This window comes from Chryseobacterium cucumeris (assembly GCF_016775705.1).
GTDB lineage: Bacteria > Bacteroidota > Bacteroidia > Flavobacteriales > Weeksellaceae > Chryseobacterium > Chryseobacterium cupriresistens.
The window spans coordinates 41,070-57,987 of record NZ_CP068760.1 but is presented as its reverse complement, the minus strand read 5'-3'; the positions used below and the strand labels follow the sequence as shown (position 1 = coordinate 57,987).

At 34.4% G+C, this 16,918-nt stretch carries 17 protein-coding genes; all 17 read left to right on the top strand.

All coding sequences use genetic code 11. The features are described from left to right. Nucleotides 1-5: 5 nt before the first annotated feature. The 17 genes from JNG87_RS00295 to JNG87_RS00215 are packed head-to-tail and all read left to right on the top strand — an operon-like array spanning nucleotide 6 to nucleotide 16,912. Complete coding sequence (locus tag JNG87_RS00295) at nucleotides 6-1,130, top strand: DegT/DnrJ/EryC1/StrS family aminotransferase (protein WP_202841033.1); 1,125 nt, start codon at nucleotides 6-8, stop codon at nucleotides 1,128-1,130. 12 nt (nucleotides 1,131-1,142) lie between these two features. Next, entirely contained in the window at nucleotides 1,143-1,715 is a 573-nt protein-coding gene (locus JNG87_RS00290) for an acyltransferase (RefSeq protein WP_202841031.1), read from the top strand. Nucleotides 1,716-1,723: 8 nt separating this feature from the next. After that, nucleotides 1,724-2,737: a Gfo/Idh/MocA family protein gene (locus tag JNG87_RS00285; protein ID WP_202841029.1), complete on the top strand. Its 1,014-nt coding sequence runs from the start codon at nucleotides 1,724-1,726 to the stop codon at nucleotides 2,735-2,737. Nucleotides 2,738-2,739: 2 nt separating this feature from the next. Further along, nucleotides 2,740-3,846 carry a DegT/DnrJ/EryC1/StrS family aminotransferase gene (locus tag JNG87_RS00280; RefSeq protein WP_202841026.1) on the top strand — a complete coding sequence of 369 codons (1,107 nt, stop codon included), beginning with the start codon at nucleotides 2,740-2,742 and terminating at the stop codon, nucleotides 3,844-3,846. Between the two features lie 32 nt (nucleotides 3,847-3,878). Beyond that, nucleotides 3,879-4,835 (top strand): NAD-dependent epimerase/dehydratase family protein, encoded by a 957-nt coding sequence (locus JNG87_RS00275; RefSeq protein WP_120232066.1) that lies wholly within the window; start codon nucleotides 3,879-3,881, stop codon nucleotides 4,833-4,835. Then, nucleotides 4,825-5,466, top strand: coding sequence for an acetyltransferase (locus JNG87_RS00270; protein ID WP_202841024.1), 642 nt, complete (start codon nucleotides 4,825-4,827; stop codon nucleotides 5,464-5,466). The genes JNG87_RS00275 and JNG87_RS00270 overlap by 11 nt, the downstream gene beginning before the upstream one ends. An 11-nt stretch (nucleotides 5,467-5,477) precedes the next feature. Continuing rightward, on the top strand, nucleotides 5,478-6,719 hold the full coding sequence (locus tag JNG87_RS00265) for a hypothetical protein (protein WP_202841022.1): 1,242 nt from the start codon (nucleotides 5,478-5,480) through the stop codon (nucleotides 6,717-6,719). Beyond that, the gene (locus JNG87_RS00260) at nucleotides 6,712-7,830 is read left to right on the top strand and encodes a glycosyltransferase family 4 protein (protein WP_202841020.1); all 1,119 of its coding nucleotides are present in this window, start codon (nucleotides 6,712-6,714) and stop codon (nucleotides 7,828-7,830) included. Before JNG87_RS00265 ends, JNG87_RS00260 begins: the two co-directional genes overlap by 8 nt. Then, nucleotides 7,827-9,176, top strand: a complete 1,350-nt coding sequence (locus JNG87_RS00255) for an O-antigen polymerase (RefSeq protein ID WP_317193488.1) — start codon at nucleotides 7,827-7,829, stop codon at nucleotides 9,174-9,176. The genes JNG87_RS00260 and JNG87_RS00255 overlap by 4 nt, the downstream gene beginning before the upstream one ends. Beyond that, nucleotides 9,173-10,303, top strand: coding sequence for a glycosyltransferase family 4 protein (locus JNG87_RS00250; RefSeq protein ID WP_202841018.1), 1,131 nt, complete (start codon nucleotides 9,173-9,175; stop codon nucleotides 10,301-10,303). The genes JNG87_RS00255 and JNG87_RS00250 overlap by 4 nt, the downstream gene beginning before the upstream one ends. Further along, complete coding sequence (locus tag JNG87_RS00245; protein ID WP_202841017.1) at nucleotides 10,287-11,321, top strand: polysaccharide biosynthesis protein; 1,035 nt, start codon at nucleotides 10,287-10,289, stop codon at nucleotides 11,319-11,321. Before JNG87_RS00250 ends, JNG87_RS00245 begins: the two co-directional genes overlap by 17 nt. A gap of 3 nt (nucleotides 11,322-11,324) precedes the next feature. Continuing rightward, complete coding sequence (locus JNG87_RS00240; protein WP_202841016.1) at nucleotides 11,325-11,747, top strand: WxcM-like domain-containing protein; 423 nt, start codon at nucleotides 11,325-11,327, stop codon at nucleotides 11,745-11,747. Between the two features lie 2 nt (nucleotides 11,748-11,749). Continuing rightward, nucleotides 11,750-12,868 (top strand): NAD-dependent epimerase/dehydratase family protein, encoded by a 1,119-nt coding sequence (locus JNG87_RS00235; protein ID WP_202844137.1) that lies wholly within the window; start codon nucleotides 11,750-11,752, stop codon nucleotides 12,866-12,868. A gap of 3 nt (nucleotides 12,869-12,871) precedes the next feature. Further along, on the top strand, nucleotides 12,872-13,945 hold the full coding sequence (locus JNG87_RS00230; protein WP_202841015.1) for an EpsG family protein: 1,074 nt from the start codon (nucleotides 12,872-12,874) through the stop codon (nucleotides 13,943-13,945). Between the two features lie 4 nt (nucleotides 13,946-13,949). Next, nucleotides 13,950-15,086, top strand: a complete 1,137-nt coding sequence (gene wecB, locus JNG87_RS00225; protein ID WP_202841013.1) for a non-hydrolyzing UDP-N-acetylglucosamine 2-epimerase — start codon at nucleotides 13,950-13,952, stop codon at nucleotides 15,084-15,086. Continuing rightward, nucleotides 15,083-16,288, top strand: a complete 1,206-nt coding sequence (locus JNG87_RS00220) for a glycosyltransferase family 4 protein (RefSeq protein WP_202841011.1) — start codon at nucleotides 15,083-15,085, stop codon at nucleotides 16,286-16,288. The genes wecB and JNG87_RS00220 overlap by 4 nt, the downstream gene beginning before the upstream one ends. Nucleotides 16,289-16,309: 21 nt before the next feature. Beyond that, the gene (locus JNG87_RS00215; RefSeq protein WP_202841009.1) at nucleotides 16,310-16,912 is read left to right on the top strand and encodes a sugar transferase; all 603 of its coding nucleotides are present in this window, start codon (nucleotides 16,310-16,312) and stop codon (nucleotides 16,910-16,912) included. The last annotated feature ends 6 nt before the right edge of the window (nucleotides 16,913-16,918 follow it).

Here is a 16,918-nt window from a genome sequence, read left to right as displayed (position 1 = left end):
AAAATATGAAAATTCAAATGGTTGACCTTAAAGGTCAGTACCTGAAAATAAAACAAGAGGTAGATATTAGTATTCAGGAATGTATTGATAATACTGCATTTATTAATGGTCCTGCTGTAAAAGAATTTCAACAGGATTTTGAAAAATATCTGGGAGTAAAACATGTGATTCCATGTGCTAACGGAACAGATGCTCTTCAGATTGCCATGATGGCCTTTAAGCTGCAGCCTGGAGATGAAATAATCTGCCCTGCTTTCACCTACGTAGCGACTGCTGAAGTTATTGGTCTTTTAGGATTAAAACCTGTAATGGTAGATGTAAATGAAGATACTTTTGATATACAGCTGGAAGGTCTTGAAAAATATCTTACCCCCAATACCAAAGCGATTGTTCCTGTTCATTTATATGGCCAAAGTGCTGATATGGAACAAATTCTTAAATTTGCAGAAAAACACAACCTTTTTGTTATAGAAGATAACGCTCAGGCAATAGGCTCTGATTATACATTTTCAGATGGAACTGTAAAAAAAACGGGAACTATCGGACATATCGGATGTACTTCGTTTTTTCCGTCAAAAAACCTTGGATGTTATGGCGATGGAGGTGCATTGATGACGAATGATGATGAACTGGCTTTCAAAATCAGAATGATTGCTAATCACGGTCAGGAAAAGAAATACTATCATAAAGTTTTAGGCTGTAACTCAAGATTGGATACCATTCAGGCTGCAGTATTGAAAATTAAGCTTAAACATTTGGATGAGTATTCAGCTTCCAGAAACAGAATGGCGGATTATTATGATGCCAATCTTGCTGGTATATCAGAAATTCAAACTCCTAAAAGAGCTGCGAATTCTACCCATGTATTTCATCAGTATACCCTTAGAGTGAAAAATGGAAAAAGAGATGGATTACAAAAATATCTGGCAGAAAAGAATATTCCAAGTATGATATATTATCCTTTGCCTCTTTACAAACAGGAAGCTTTTCTTCAATATGTGAAAGAAGGTTTTAGTCTTCCGGTTACAGAGAAGCTTTGCAAAGAAGTAATCTCTCTTCCTGTACATACAGAATTTGATCAGGAAGTACTGGATATTATTATTACAGAAATTAAGAATTATTTTAATTAATATAAAGCAGATATGTCGGATTTTTTTGCACACGAAACGGCCGTTATTGACGATGGATGTCAAATAGGAAACGGAACCAAAATTTGGCACTTTTCACATCTGATGACAGGTTGCATTTTGGGCGAAAAATGCAATATTGGACAGAATGTTGTCATTTCACCTAAAGTCGTTTTGGGGAAAAATGTAAAAGTTCAGAATAATGTTTCCATCTATGAAGGAGTAACATGTGATGATGACGTTTTCTTAGGTCCTTCAATGGTTTTTACCAATGTGATAAATCCCAGAAGTGCAGTAAACAGAAAAAATGAATATCTGAAGACTCATGTTGGAAAAGGTGCCTCCATCGGTGCTAATGCAACTATCGTTTGCGGGCACAATATAGGTCAGTACGCTTTTATCGGTGCAGGAGCTGTGGTTACAAAAGAAGTTCCGGATTATGCATTGGTAGTGGGAAACCCAGCCAGACAAATGGGTTGGATGAGCGAATTCGGGCATAAACTTCAGTTTGATGCAGATAATATTGCCGTTTGTGAAGAAAGTGGAGAAAAATATAAATTAGAAAATAATAAAGTTTCAAAAATTTAAATATGCAAATGAGTGAAAAAATAAAATTTGCAGTAGTGGGCTGCGGACATATTGGCAAGAGACATGCCGAGATGATCACAAGAAATTCAGAATGTGAGCTTGTAGCTCTTATAGACATAAAGGATAAAGCTGCTTTAGGAATTGAAAGCTACGATGTTCCTTTCTTTGCATCGTTAGATGAATTTTTGAAATCAGGGATAGAAGCAGATGTTATCAATATCGCTTCTCCCAACGGATTCCACTTTGAACAATCTTATAAAGCCATTGATGCCGGAAAGCATATTGTAGTGGAAAAACCAATGACTTTGAACAAGCAGGATGCGGAAAAACTTATTTTCCAGGCTTTGCACAAACACAAACAGGTTTTTGCGGTAATGCAAAACCGTTACTCTCCACCTTCTGCTTGGGTGAAAGGTATGGTAGAAAACGGAAAATTGGGTGAAATATACATGGTTCAGCTTAATTGCTACTGGAATCGTGATGACAGATATTATAAGCCGGAGTCATGGCACGGAAAGAAAAATCTGGATGGAGGAACATTATTTACACAGTTTTCTCATTTTATCGATATTATGTATTGGCTTTTCGGTGATATTACCAATATACAGGCAAAATTTGCAGATTTTAATCATCAGACTCTTACAGATTTTGAAGACTCAGGATTTATTAGTTTCGATTTCGTAAACGGTGGGATGGGAGCATTAAACTATTCTACTTCAGTATGGAATCAAAACCTTGAAAGTTCAATGACAATTATTGCAGAGAACGGTGCTATAAAAATTGGCGGCCAATATATGGATAAAGTGGAGGTATGCAATGTGAAAGATTATGTAATGCCAGAATTACCACCTACAAACCCTGGAAATGATTATGGCGCATACAAAGGCTCTGCAGCCAACCATCACTACATTATTGAAAATGTAGTAGACGTGTTAAAAGGACGAAATACTATTACAACAAATGCTTTGGAAGGGTTGAAAGTAGTAGATATTATTGAAAGGATTTATCAATTAAAAAACTAATTATGTTGTCAAATTTTGTTCCGCTGGCAAGCCCGGATATTAATGAAACAGATATTAACCGTGTTGTGGATGTTTTAAAATCAGGAATGCTGGTGCAGGGAGAGAATGTTGGTTTATTAGAAACCTTCTTCTCTGATTATTTGGGAGCAGAATATGCTTCAGCTCTGAGTAACGGAACTTCTACTTTGCACCTGGCATTAATTACATTAGGAATTGGTGCTGGTGATGAAGTCATTGTACCTGCATTCAGTTATGTGGCTACAGCTAATGTAGTGGAACTGGTAGGCGCAAAATGTATTTTTGTAGATATTGATGAAAATACATTTAATATTGATGTCAATAAAATAAAAGAAGTTATTACTCCGAATACAAAAGCTATTATCCCTGTTCATGAGTTTGGTTTAGCCTGCGACATAGAAAGTGTAATGGATATTGCCCGCGAGCATAATCTGTATGTTATTGAAGATGCTGCATGTGCTTTGGGAGCAACCCAGAATAACAAAAAAGTAGGGACATTTGGTGATTTCGGTTCATTCTCGTTACATCCGCGTAAAAGTATTACAAGCGGTGAGGGAGGAATTCTGACAACAAATAATGCCGGGTATTCAGCTAAGATAAGAATACTTAGAAATCATGGTATTGAAATGCAGGATGGCAGAATGGAATTTGTAGAAGCAGGATACAACTATAGAATGACAGACTTTCAGGCAGCACTGGCTCACAGCCAGATCCAGAGACTGGATAATATCCTTACGATGAAACAAACTTTGGCAGAGGTGTATCTATCGGAAATTAATAACCCAAAGATCACATTACCTGTAGTGCCTGAAGGAAGAAACCATACATGGCAGACTTTTCACGTCTTAATCGACGACAGTTTACAGCAAAATGAAGTGCTTGAATTTTTAAGAAGTAATAAAATTGGGGCAAACTACGGAGCTCAATGTATTCCTGCTATGAAATACTATGCAGACAAATACAATCTGGATTATAGAGAAAAGTTCCCGAATGCTTACAGGGCATATTCTAAGGGAATTGCCTTACCATTGTATGAAAAACTGACAGAAGATACAGTCTTCAAAATCTCGCAAATAGTCAACAAAATATAACGATATAACGAATCAAAAAAAATTTATTTAAAATGATAACTAACAAAACGATTTTTATCACCGGAGGTGCAGGATTTATTGCCAATACTCTGATTAAACATTACATAGAGAATAATAAAATTGTGGTGTATGATAACTTTCACAGAGATACATTAAGTTCAAGCGGGTTAGCAAATCACCAGAATTTGACGGTCATCAAAGGAGATGTTTTAGACTTAGCATTTTTAACAGAAAGCATGAAAGGTGCTGACGTTGTTGTTCACGCAGCAGGTATTGCAGGTATTGATACTGTAATCAAAGATCCGGTAAGAACAATGAGCGTAAACATGATCGGAACTGCGAATGCGTTGGAAGCAGCAAAAATAAATGGAATAAAAGACAGATTTGTAGACTTCAGTACTTCTGAAATTTTTGGTAGCCACGCTTTCAAAAGTAGAGAAGAAGACACTGCGGTTGCAGGAAGCGTAGGAGAAGCAAGATGGGTATATGCAGTAAGTAAGCTTGCCGGAGAACATTTGGCTCACGCGTATTACAAGCAGCATAAACTTCCGGTGGTTACTGTAAGACCTTTCAACGTATATGGTCCTGGACAAACCGGGGAAGGTGCTTTACAGATTTTCATCAAAAAAGCGCTTAAAAATGAAGATATCTATATCTATGGAGACGGTACGGCAATCAGAGCCTGGTGCTTTGTTGATGATTTTGTAGACTGCCTGATCAGATGTATTGAAGATCCGAAAGCTATCGGAGAAAGCTTTAACCTAGGTAACCAGAGAACGGTTATTACAACATTAGGTTTAGCTGAATCTGTATGCAGAGTACTGAAGAGCAACAGTAAAATCATCTTCAAAGATGCTCTTAGTGCTGACATTGAAATGAGAATCCCAAGTGTAGCAAAATCAAAAGAAATTTTAGGCTTTGAAGCAAAAGTAGATCTTGAAGAAGGTATTTTAAGAACAGCTGAATACTTTAAATCTATTGAAAACTAAAGAAGAAATATTAATATTTCCTTATAGCGGGACTGGTATTGAGGCATTAGACTGTCTGTCTGAAGAGCAGTGTTGTATAGGTTTTATTTCTGATAATCCTTCGATGATCGGAACGGAACAGTATGGCATTAAAATTTATAGCAGAGAGGCATTTCAGGAATTTCCTGAAGCTAAAGTCCTGGCTGTCAATGGCAGTCCTGATTCTTATAAAAAAAGAAAGCAAATAATTGATGGGCTTGAAATAGAGACTGACAGATTTACAACACTTATCCATCCTAAAGCTGTTATCGGAAGGAATGTAAAGGTAGGAAAAAACGTCCTTATTATGGCCGGAGTTGTAGCTACTGCAAACGCAGAAATAGGAAATCATATTTGTATTCTCCCTAATACTGTTGTTCATCATGATTCTAAAATCGGGGATTATACCTTGGTTGCAGCGAATAATACTATTTGTGGAGATGTCATCATCGGAGAGAACTGCTATTTGGGAGCTTCTTCAAATTTCAGAAATGGAGTAAAGATAGGCAATGGAAGTCTTATTGGTATAGGAAGCAATGTGGTTGGTAACATTGGAGATAATAAAATGGTAAAAGGTAATCCTGCAAAGGAATATTCTGAGAAATCAGACTAAATAGGAGATTTATGAAACATAAAATTAGAGCTTTCAAAAATATGCTGTTGATGTCTGCACCGGAGTATATTGCCGGATTTTCAGTTTTTGTTATCCTGATCTCTTTTTCCAAGAAAGCATCTCTAGCAGAAATTGGAGAACTTACATTTGCTAATACTGTGGGGCAGTTGGTTTCCAGTGTTTTAGCTGTTGCCTTGTTAACAACTATGCGGCGTGATTTTGTACTGAAGACAGCACTTAGGGATAAATATGCCATATCTTTATATATCATTAGAATCCTGATTTCATTATCTATATTTATTATTTCATTTGTACTATTGGAACTAAACCTTTTCAGCGAAATAGTACTGCTAATGATAGTTTCCAGAGGAATCGATTCTTTGTCTGAAACTTATTATTATACATTGCTTTCTAAGGAGGAAATTTTAAAATTTTCAATATTAAAAAGCATGCACTATATAAGCCTTATATCCTTTGTCATTCTTGGGATTTATAAGGGGTTTGATCTCCATCAGATCAGCTATATATTTTTATTAAACAGTATAATCTGGTGTTTGGTCAATTTTATTCTTCTTTTTTTTGAAAAGGGAATTGTTAAAAAAATCATATTTCTTGATACTTATCAGACTGATCTTTTTAAAAGAACATTGCCCCTGTTAATGAGCAGCACCATATACTTATTATCTGCAAAGCTGAATTTATTTATTGTAAAAAAGATATGCAGCCCAGAGGATTTTGGTCTGTTTAGTATAATTATTACTATTCTGGGGATATTTTCTATTTTTACAAGTGCAATCAGTAGTTTTTTGATTAATAAACAGGTAGAATGGTATAAAGTGTCACTTCAAAGGCTAAAAATAAATTCAATAAAACTTGCAATTCCATTATTTGCTGCAGGACTTATTATTTTATTGATTTCTTATTTTGTTTCAGACTACATCAATTATCTCTTCAAGAATTTTGATATGAACCACTTGTGGTTATTGAAACTATCTTTAATTTCAATTTTGGTTTATTTCATCCAGATACCTTACAATTACCTATTTACAGTGATGGATAAAAATAAAGTGGCCTTGTATTTTTCAGTCTTTATGATTGTTGTTGCAGCATTATTATATTATCCGTTTACGTTTTATTTTGGTCTTACGGGGTCTGTAATTGCTTTTTTAGGATATAATATACTTTGGTGTGGTAGCTTATTTGGTATTTCTATGTATATTATTAACAAACAAATTTTAAAAGGAAATGAATAACATATTGATTGTTTCTAATACACTGTGTTTTGGGGGGGCAGAAAGTTTTTCTGCACAGTTATTCGAAAATTTGGAGCAGCAGTATGATAATCTGCATTATGCTGTTTTTTCATGCAATATGGATTTACTGGAACGTTTCCCTGCTATTGATAGAAAAAAAATACATCAGTTTGATGATTCTGATAGAACCAATACTTTTAAAATGCTTTCAAAGATTTTTAAAGTAAAAAAATACCTTAAGGATCATAATATTGATACAATATACTGTAGCCAGCCTGATTCTGCACTGATTTTTTGGTTATTAAAAATTTTTAATAAAAAAATTAAAATCATATATATAACCATGCATGTATATGAAAATGCTGATGCCAAAGAAAAATTTATCTGGAAAACTAACCTGCCTAATAGAAGTACGGACATTTTTATCGGACTGAGTGAATACCTATCTTTACAGCTAAAGCAAAAAAATAAGGTAGATCCTTCGAAAGTAATAATCAACAGGCTCCCTGTAGATATTAATAAATTTAATGTTGCCGATAAAAAAGAGAGAGAGCAGTTTAATTTACCTCTAAATAAGAGGATTGTTGGAATATGTTGCAGACTCTATCCTATAAAAAGGGTTGATCTTTTTGTAGAAGCCTTCAGACATATTGAGGATGAAGATACAATAGGTGTTATCTATGGAGAAGGTCCTGAAAAAGAAAGACTACTGGGTATGATAAAAGATTTTCAATTATTGGATAAAGTCTTTTTGCGACCATTTATAGATAATGTTAATGAAGTTATTCCAATGTTTGATCTTTACTTACAAACTGTGGACGGTCCCAATTTAGGACTGGTAACACTTGAAGCTTTCAGTTCAGGAGTCCCAGTCATTATGCTTGCTGATAATGAGGAAGAAAGATTTATGATCCTTGATACCTATTGTAACGAAAATGTAGGTGGAATATCTACTACAGATCCTAAAAATATAGCTTTAAAAGTGTTGGAAATATTAAATATTTCTGAAAAGGATGGAATGCCTGCAAGATGTAGAAAACTGGCAGAAGAAAAATATTCATGGCCCGCATTTCTTTCTATCAATGAGAAAATTCTAAAACAGTTTAGATGATTTTTTTTATAATATTATATATAATATTTCTTACTCTGGTATTTTTCTTTTTTAGGAAGAATTACAGGCTTTTTGGGTATGAAAAGTATGATTTTCTTTTACCCATAAATATTATATTGTTTTTTTCGGTATTGGCTACTCCCTATATGTTCTATATAGTGAAACATCCTGATATTATCTATACACCTGTTGATACTGATAATTTAAATAACTTGCTGTTCAAGTATATTCTTTTGCATGTAGGCTGTATTATTTTTTTTATTGTAGGGACTGTATCTTTTCTGAAAAAAATGTTAAGTTCTTTGATTAGTAAGCTGGATATTATTACGGTGGGACAAAGTAAGAATTTGTTATTTTTATTAAGTATTATATTTTACTTACTTTCTGTTTATAACTTTAAATCCTTACAGCTTGACAATCTTTTTCAAATTTTTATCAATAGAAATGAAAATATAAGTAAACTGGGATATATCTATTTCACTCAACAAATTATCGGATATTATATATTATATCTCTATCTTTTAAGAGACCGGTTAAACTTGGTACAAAAGATCAACCTGGGAGTGTTTTTTATTACCTTCCTGTTATCTTCCCTGCTTACCGGCGGACGTACTCAGATATTGTACATGCTTATATTCTGTTTTATTGTTATACAAATAAAAAAGCCAGCATCTATTAAACAATTCTTTAAGCCCAAGTACATCTTATTGATGGCACTTTTCTTCGGAGTAATGTATATCATCCCAAAATTCAGAGGAACGGCAGCATGGAATAATGAAGGATTGGTATCTGTGATGACAACTAAAGATGAAAACTCTTATCAGTCTTATCAGTTGCTTTCTGATATGAGTGGACTGGATAGGTATTTATTTATCATAGATATGTTTGACAGACATGGCTTCTGGTATGGAGAAGGATATGTAGATGTAGTAAAAATTTTACTGCATCCCATTATAAGAAGCGATGTAAGTAAGCTACCAAAAGGAGATGATGGCCTTTACCTGGCAGTAATGTCAAACGAAAAACGGTTTATTGATAAACCTTACCGTGTAGATGATGATTATATGACTTCCTTTCCTGTAGGTAATTATGCAGCCTATATGAACTTTGGAATTATAGGACTGTTATTGGCTTACTTTCTTCTTGGAGGAATTGCCAATACTCTCTATCAGGGATGTAAGAAAGGACGATTTAAATATATTTATTTTTATACACTCTTTATTTCGGGATCTGTTGCCTTTTCGAATATTGGTCTCCTTAATATTATTATTAACTCTATTACCCTGGTAATTGTATTTGTTATTATCAGAATTTTTAGCCCGGGTAATATAAAACTACAAAGATGAAATTTGTTTTAATGGGAGTAAAATCCTCCCCTAAAAATATAAGTGGTCAGTCTATATGTTTTGATATGCTTTTGGACGAACTGAAAAAGCAAATGATTCCGTTCAAGTATATCACAGTAAGCGTAGATACCGACAGTAATTTTCAGAAGATACTGGAATATCTTACAGCGTGCATCAAACTGATTTACTTTTATATAACGACAATAGGTAAGTCAAAGATGATCTACATTGCAGTAGCACAGTCCAGACTGGGCTTTTACAGAGATTTTATGTTTGTCTGGATTTCTGCATTATTCGGAAAGAAAATCGTAGCCCACCTGCATGGAGGCAATTTTAAAACATTCTATCTTGAACAGTCTCCTTTCCTTCAGAAAATAATCAAAAAAACATACGACCAATGTGACTGTATTATTGTTTTGTCCAGAGTATATACTGATCTTTTTGATTTTGTAGATAACTATAAAGAAAAAGTAAAGGTAGTTCCTAATGGAATTCCGGAATTTGATAACGACGAGTCAATAGAAAAAAAATATAATCCGACCAGACCGGTGATCCTGTATCTTTCTAATCTTATTGAGAGTAAAGGCTATCTGGATGTTTTGCATTCGTCCCTGATTCTTAAAGAAAAATATAATATTTCTCCACAAGTTTATTTCTGTGGAAACTTTTTAAGTAACTCGGATGATGTGACTTTTGACAGCGTTGAAAAAGCAAAAGATTACTTTCATAATTTTGTGAAAGAAAATAAGCTGGAAGACAATGTTGTCTATAAAGGGTTGGTTCAGGGTGAAGCCAAAGATCAGCTTTTAAAGAATGCTGACTTTTTGATTCTACCCACCAATTATAATGCAGAAGGGCAGCCTATATCTCTGATAGAAGGATTAAAGAATGGCTGTGTGCTGATTACAACCCAATACAGAGACATTCAGTATATGAATTTGGATAAAGAAACAGGTTTTTTTGTAAATTATAACGATCCTGAGGCTATTGCAGAAATGATCAGTAACGTGAATGAACAAGACTTTAAAAGAATGAGTCTGAATGCTCAGAAACATTTTAAGAACAGCTATTCTTTTATCAGTCATTATAATAATATAATAAAAATTTTCCATGAATATTCAAAATAAAGTATTACTAATTACTGGAGGAACAGGTTCTTTCGGAACAGCCGTTCTAAGAAAATTTATCAATACCGATCATTTTAAAGAAATCCGTATTTTTTCCCGTGATGAGAAGAAGCAGGATGATATGAGAAATCAATTTAAAAATGATAAACTGAAATTTTATATCGGAGATGTAAGAGATTACAGAAGTATTGAACAGGCTATGAGAGGAGTAGACTATGTTTTTCATGCTGCAGCCTTGAAGCAGGTACCTTCGTGTGAGTTTTTCCCGATGCAGGCATTAAAAACCAATGTAGAAGGAACACAGAATGTAATTGATGCAGCTGAAGCAAATCATGTTCAGAAAATGATTTGTTTGAGTACGGATAAGGCAGCTTATCCTATCAATGCTATGGGTATTTCCAAAGCAATGATGGAAAAAGTAGTAGTAGCAGCTTCCAGAAATTTGAAAAATACAACAGTTTGTCTTACGAGATACGGAAACGTTATGGCATCCAGAGGTTCTGTGATTCCATTATTTGTTAAACAGATTAAAAACGGTGAACCTATTACTATTACAGATCCAAAGATGACGAGATTTTTAATGTCATTGGAGGAAGCTGTCGAACTTGTTTTATTTGCTTTTGAAAATGGAAATACTGGAGACCTATTTGTCAATAAAGCACCGGCAGGAACTATCGGTGATCTGGCTCAGGCTCTTAAAGAATTGTTTAAAGCAGGCAGTCCGATAAAAGTAATTGGAACAAGACATGGGGAAAAGCTTTATGAAACTCTTTGTACACGTGAAGAAATGCTGAAGGCAGAAGATATGGGAGATTTCTACAGAATTCCTGCAGATAACAGAGATCTTAATTATGATAAGTATTTTTCAGAAGGTATGAAAGACATTTCAAAAATAGAAGATTATCATTCTCATAATACGAAGCAGCAGGATGTTGAAGGAATGAAAAAACTTCTTTTGAAGCTTCCTTTGATCAGAAAAGAAGTATTAGGAGAAGATGTAATGCAATATCCGGACTAAAAAATGAATAATCCGGAAATTATTGAGGGTGGAAAATATGCTGATGAAAGAGGAAATCTGTTTTTCAATAATAATTATAATGCTTCTGCAATAAAAAGAATATATTGCATTGAGAATAGTAATATCGATTATATAAGAGGATGGGCCGGACATAAGACAGAACAACGTTGGTTTACAGCCATCCAGGGAGCTTTTATGATTAAATTGGTAAAAATTGATCACTGGGGTGAACCCTCAAAAGATCTTCAGATTCTTACTTTTGAGTTGAATGACGAAAAATTGGATGTACTTCATATGCCGGCAGGGTATGCCTCTGCAATTCAGGCAAAAGAAAAGGGATCGAAACTTTTAGTAATGGTAAATTATTCTTTAGGTGAAATTGATGATGACCATCGTTTCCCTCTGGATTATTTTGAAAATATGTAATGATGATAAAAATAGGAATAACCGGACAAAACGGTTTTGTAGGATCACATCTGTACAATACACTGGGGCTAAAGCCTGAGCGGTATAAAAGGATTGAGTTTGACAGATCTTTTTTTGATCATCCGGATCAGCTGGATGCATTTGCAAAACAATGTGATGTCATTGTACATCTTGCAGCAATGAATCGTCATCCGGATCCTGAAGTGATTTTCAGTAACAATATTGAACTCGTAAGGAAATTAATAGATTCTTTGGAACGAACGGAATCAAAGGCTCATGTTTTATTTTCATCATCTTCTCAGGAAGAAAGAGATAATCTATATGGAAAATCGAAAAAAGAAGGAAGAATGCTTTTGGCAGACTGGGCAAAAAAAGCTGGCGGAAAATTTACAGGAATGATTATTCCTAATGTTTTCGGACCTTTTGGAAAGCCAAACTATAACTCTTTCGTTGCCACCTTCTGTTACAAGCTTACACATGGTGAAACCCCTGTTATTGATAATGACGGCGAAGTGAAGCTAATCTACGTAGGAGAGCTCGTACAGGAAATCATCGGCCAGATAGAAGCGTCAGATTCCAAAGAGTTTTACGAAGTAGAGCATACTTCAGTAAATAAAGTCTCTGAAGTATTGTTAAAACTTGAAAATTATAAAAAATTATATTTTGATAATGGTGAGGTTCCACAGCTTACATCAGCTTTTGATCTGAACTTGTTTAATACTTTCCGTTGTTATTTTGATATTAAAAACCATTATCCTGTCAAATTCACACAACATACAGATCCGAGAGGAGCTTTTGTAGAGGTGATCAGACTTGGAATAGGCGGTCAGTGTTCATTCTCTACAACAGTTCCCGGAATTACGAGAGGAGACCATTTTCATACCAGAAAAATTGAAAGGTTCGCAGTAATAAAAGGAGAAGCACTTATCCAGTTGCGAAAAATTGATACTGATGAAATTTTCGATTTTTATCTGAAAGGGGATGAGCCCGCTTATGTAGATATGCCTATCTGGTATACCCATAATATTAAGAATATAGGAAATGAAGATCTTTATACCATTTTTTGGATTAACGAAGCATTCAACCCGGAAGATCCTGATACATATTTCGTAAAAGTATAATCAATGTATACACCGGTTGCTTTTTCAATTGTATTCTATCTGTTTACATCATTGCTGGTCACAGCAGTTGTGATAGATAGTTATTCAAAAAAACGGTTACTCAGTATAGATGGAAATACAGGCTATTTCTATCTTATTCCTCTGTTTTTAGTTATCCTTATTGGTTTCAGACCCGTAGGTATCACTGGTTTCACAGACTCCGAAATGTATAGGGAATTCTTTGATATAGCACGTGTAGAAGGTATTTCGCCCATGCCGAATAAGGATTTGTTTTTCGGGTATTTTATTTTGTTTACCTCTTATATTACCAATGAGAGAGGTTTTTTTATCTTATGTGGTTTAGTATCGGTAGCACTGTTGGTATTGGTATCAAAACATATTTCTAAAAAGCACTGGATATTATTTTTTATCTGTCATACAGCTTCCCTTTATTACTGGAATTATAATGTATATGGTATCAGACAGGGGATGGCATCCGTCATGTTTTTATATGGGGTTTTTATTAAAAACAAATGGTGGAAGTCTTTACTCATGTTACTAGCATTTGGATCTCATTTTTCTTTGGGACTTCCGGTATTGGTATATATCTTCTCAGGACTGATAAGCAAAGTTGATAGAAAATTCTATTGGATTTGGGGATTGGCAATTCCTGCTTCTTATTTTTTTGGAATTGAAATTGAACATACTGTTGCCAACTTAATCCCGGATGAAAGAGCACAATATTTTATAGAAAATATTGATGAGCAGGTATTCCGTTGGGATCTGATTGCCTATAGTTCGGTTATCATGGCAATTTCTTATTATTTTATATTCATTGAAAAGATAAAAGATGTCACTTATCATAGGATAGTGAATGTTTTTATTTTTACAAATACTATATTTTTATTTTTGGTAAGAGTAAATCACGCTCATAGATTTGCCTATTTATCCTGGTTTTTAGCTTCATTAATCATTTTTTATCCGTTTTTTATTAATAACGATGAAAAATTGAGAAACAAATACAGGTTGTTCTCGCAAACTTTACTCGCGTTTTTTACCTTTGTAGTTCTCCATTTTATAAGAATAACTTTTTTATAACCATATGATGAAATTAAAAGTAATGACAGTCGTGGGCACACGGCCGGAAATCATTAGATTATCAAGAGTGTTAGCCGCTTTAGATACTTCTGAAGCAGTAGAACACATTGTAGTCCATACAGGACAAAATTACGACTATGAACTTAACCAGATCTTTTTCGACGATTTAGGTTTAAGAAAACCTGACCATTTCCTGGAAGCAGCAGGAAAAACAGCTGCAGAAACAATTGGAAATATTTTGGTTAAAATTGATCCGCTTCTCGAGGAAGTGAAGCCAGATGCGTTTTTAGTACTCGGAGATACAAACTCATGTTTATGTGCTATTCCTGCCAAAAAAAGACAGATTCCGATTTTCCACATGGAAGCCGGAAACAGGTGTTTTGATCAAAGAGTTCCCGAAGAAACCAACAGGAAAATTGTAGACCACATTTCAGATATCAATTTAACATACTCTGATATTGCCAGAGAATACCTTTTGCGAGAAGGACTTCCTGCTGACAGAATCATTAAGACGGGATCCCCGATGTACGAGGTTCTGAATCATTATCTTCCCAGAATTAAAAATTCCGATGTTCTTACTAGATTAAATCTTGAAGAAGGAAAGTATTTTGTAGTATCATCCCATAGAGAAGAAAATATTAATTCAGATAAAAATTTCAGAGGACTCATCAACAGCCTTAATGCAATTGCAGAAGAATATCAATATCCAATCATTTTTTCAACTCATCCCAGAACAAGAAATATGATTGATAAAATGCAGGTGCAGGTGAGATCTGAAATTCAGTTTCTAAAACCCCTTGGGTTCCATGATTACAATGCTCTTCAAATGAGAAGTTATGCTGTACTGTCGGATTCCGGTACTATTTCAGAAGAATCCTCAATCCTTAATTTCAGAGCGCTTAACATCAGAGAAGCACATGAAAGACCTGAAGCTATGGAAGAAGCTTCTGTTATGATGGTGGGATTATCTCCTGAGAGAATTTTGCAGGGATTGGTACAGCTTAAGCAGCAGCAGACAGGAGAAAATAGAAACTACAGACTTGTGGCAGATTATTCTATGCCCAATGTGTCAGAAAAAACGGTTAGAATTATTGTAAGCTATACCGATTACGTTAACAGAGTAGTCTGGAGTAAATTATGAATATAATGTTTCTTACCTTAGTGAAGATAAATACCTTAAAAGAACGTGGTATTTATCAAGATTTAATGCGGGAATTTTCCCAGCATGGGCATTACCTGTATATAGTTTCCCCTGTTGAAAGATGCGAAAATCAAAAAACTAATGTGAAAAAAGAAGGGAATACTGTTTTTCTGAATGTAAAGACACTTAATATCCAGAAAACGAACTTTATTGAAAAGGGAATTTCTACCTTAACAATCGATAAACTATTTCTGAGAGCCATCAATAAACACTTGCCAGAAGTAAAATTTGATCTGATTATTTATGCCACGCCTCCTATTACTTTTACAAACCTTATTAAATATATCAAAAAAAGAGATCAGGCTAAAACATATCTGCTCCTAAAGGATATCTTCCCCCAGAATGCTGTTGATATGCAGCTGATGTCTAAGAAAGGATTACTATACAACTACTTTAGAAATAAAGAAAAAGAATTATATTTGATTTCAGATAAAATTGGGTGTATGTCTGATGCCAATCTAAAATTTGTGATGGAGCATAATCCTTTTATTCCCAAAGAAAAACTGGAGGTAAATCCAAATGCTATTGAGCTCTTACCTATAAATAAAGAAATGAGTTACCAATATAAAGAAATTCATGCTAAGTATGGCATCCCTGAAAATAGGAAAATCTTTATTTATGGTGGGAATTTGGGAAAACCTCAGGGAATTGATTTTGTGATAGAAACCTTAAAAACTAAATCAGAAGATGACAGATTATTTTTTGTGATAGTGGGCTCAGGAACAGAATTTGGCAAAATGAGGAAGTGGTTTGATACTTTCCGCCCCAAAAATGCTTTGCTTTTGTCTGCTATTCCAAAAACTGAGTATGACCTGCTGGTACAGTCCTGTGATGTCGGGTTGATCTTTCTGCATAAAGATTTCACCATCCCGAATTATCCATCTCGTTTACTCTCATATCTTGAGTTCAGATTGCCGGTCCTTACAGCTACAGACTCTTCTACAGATATCGGAACAGATGTAGTTAAGAATAATTGTGGCATAGCCGTGCATTCGGCAAATCTTCAGGAGATGATAAAAGCAATAGATAAATTTGTAGAAATGGACAGTAATGATTTTGAAGAAATGAGAGAAAACAGCAGAAAATTCCTGGAAAGAGAATTTTTGGTACAACAATCTTATGATAAAATTATTAACGCTTAAAAATAAAGAGAAAAGAAAAAGATGTATCGTGTTTTTGTAAAAAGAGTTTTTGATTTTATATTAGCCTTAACCGGTTTGCTTATAATAAGTCCTGTGTTTATTGTTTTTTTTATTGCTTTGGCCATCGCAAATGAATGGAAACCTTTTTTCTTTCAGAAAAGACCTGGCAAAAACGGTAAAATTTTTACCATTATAAAATTCAAAACAATGAATGACAAAACAGACTCTGAAGGTAATCTATTGCCAGATGCAGAGAGACTTACGGCAGTGGGATCGTTTGTCCGTAAAACATCTATAGATGAAATTCCTCAACTGATTAATGTTTTGAAAGGAGATATGGCATTAATAGGGCCAAGACCGTTACTGGTACAATATCTGCCGCTTTATAATGATCATCAGGCAAGAAGACATGAAGTAAGACCGGGAATTACCGGCTGGGCACAGATTAACGGTAGAAATGCTATTTCTTGGGAAGAAAAGTTTAATTTAGATGTCTGGTATGTGGATCATGTATCCTTTATCCTGGATCTGAAAATAATATTTCTTACTATAAAGAAAGTTTTTATAAAAGAAGGTATTTCAGCCGATGGACACGTTACCATAGAACCATTTCAAGGAAATTAATTAATA

Coding starts and splice junctions, on each gene's coding strand:
- JNG87_RS00295 (WP_202841033.1), top strand. CDS start 6: ATGAAAATTCAAATGGTTGACCTTAAAGGTCAGTACCTGAAAATAAAA.
- JNG87_RS00290 (WP_202841031.1), top strand. CDS start 1,143: ATGTCGGATTTTTTTGCACACGAAACGGCCGTTATTGACGATGGATGT.
- JNG87_RS00285 (WP_202841029.1), top strand. CDS start 1,724: ATGAGTGAAAAAATAAAATTTGCAGTAGTGGGCTGCGGACATATTGGC.
- JNG87_RS00280 (WP_202841026.1), top strand. CDS start 2,740: ATGTTGTCAAATTTTGTTCCGCTGGCAAGCCCGGATATTAATGAAACA.
- JNG87_RS00275 (WP_120232066.1), top strand. CDS start 3,879: ATGATAACTAACAAAACGATTTTTATCACCGGAGGTGCAGGATTTATT.
- JNG87_RS00265 (WP_202841022.1), top strand. CDS start 5,478: ATGAAACATAAAATTAGAGCTTTCAAAAATATGCTGTTGATGTCTGCA.
- JNG87_RS00260 (WP_202841020.1), top strand. CDS start 6,712: ATGAATAACATATTGATTGTTTCTAATACACTGTGTTTTGGGGGGGCA.
- JNG87_RS00255 (WP_317193488.1), top strand. CDS start 7,827: ATGATTTTTTTTATAATATTATATATAATATTTCTTACTCTGGTATTT.
- JNG87_RS00250 (WP_202841018.1), top strand. CDS start 9,173: ATGAAATTTGTTTTAATGGGAGTAAAATCCTCCCCTAAAAATATAAGT.
- JNG87_RS00245 (WP_202841017.1), top strand. CDS start 10,287: ATGAATATTCAAAATAAAGTATTACTAATTACTGGAGGAACAGGTTCT.
- JNG87_RS00240 (WP_202841016.1), top strand. CDS start 11,325: ATGAATAATCCGGAAATTATTGAGGGTGGAAAATATGCTGATGAAAGA.
- JNG87_RS00235 (WP_202844137.1), top strand. CDS start 11,750: ATGATAAAAATAGGAATAACCGGACAAAACGGTTTTGTAGGATCACAT.
- JNG87_RS00230 (WP_202841015.1), top strand. CDS start 12,872: ATGTATACACCGGTTGCTTTTTCAATTGTATTCTATCTGTTTACATCA.
- wecB (WP_202841013.1), top strand. CDS start 13,950: ATGATGAAATTAAAAGTAATGACAGTCGTGGGCACACGGCCGGAAATC.
- JNG87_RS00220 (WP_202841011.1), top strand. CDS start 15,083: ATGAATATAATGTTTCTTACCTTAGTGAAGATAAATACCTTAAAAGAA.
- JNG87_RS00215 (WP_202841009.1), top strand. CDS start 16,310: ATGTATCGTGTTTTTGTAAAAAGAGTTTTTGATTTTATATTAGCCTTA.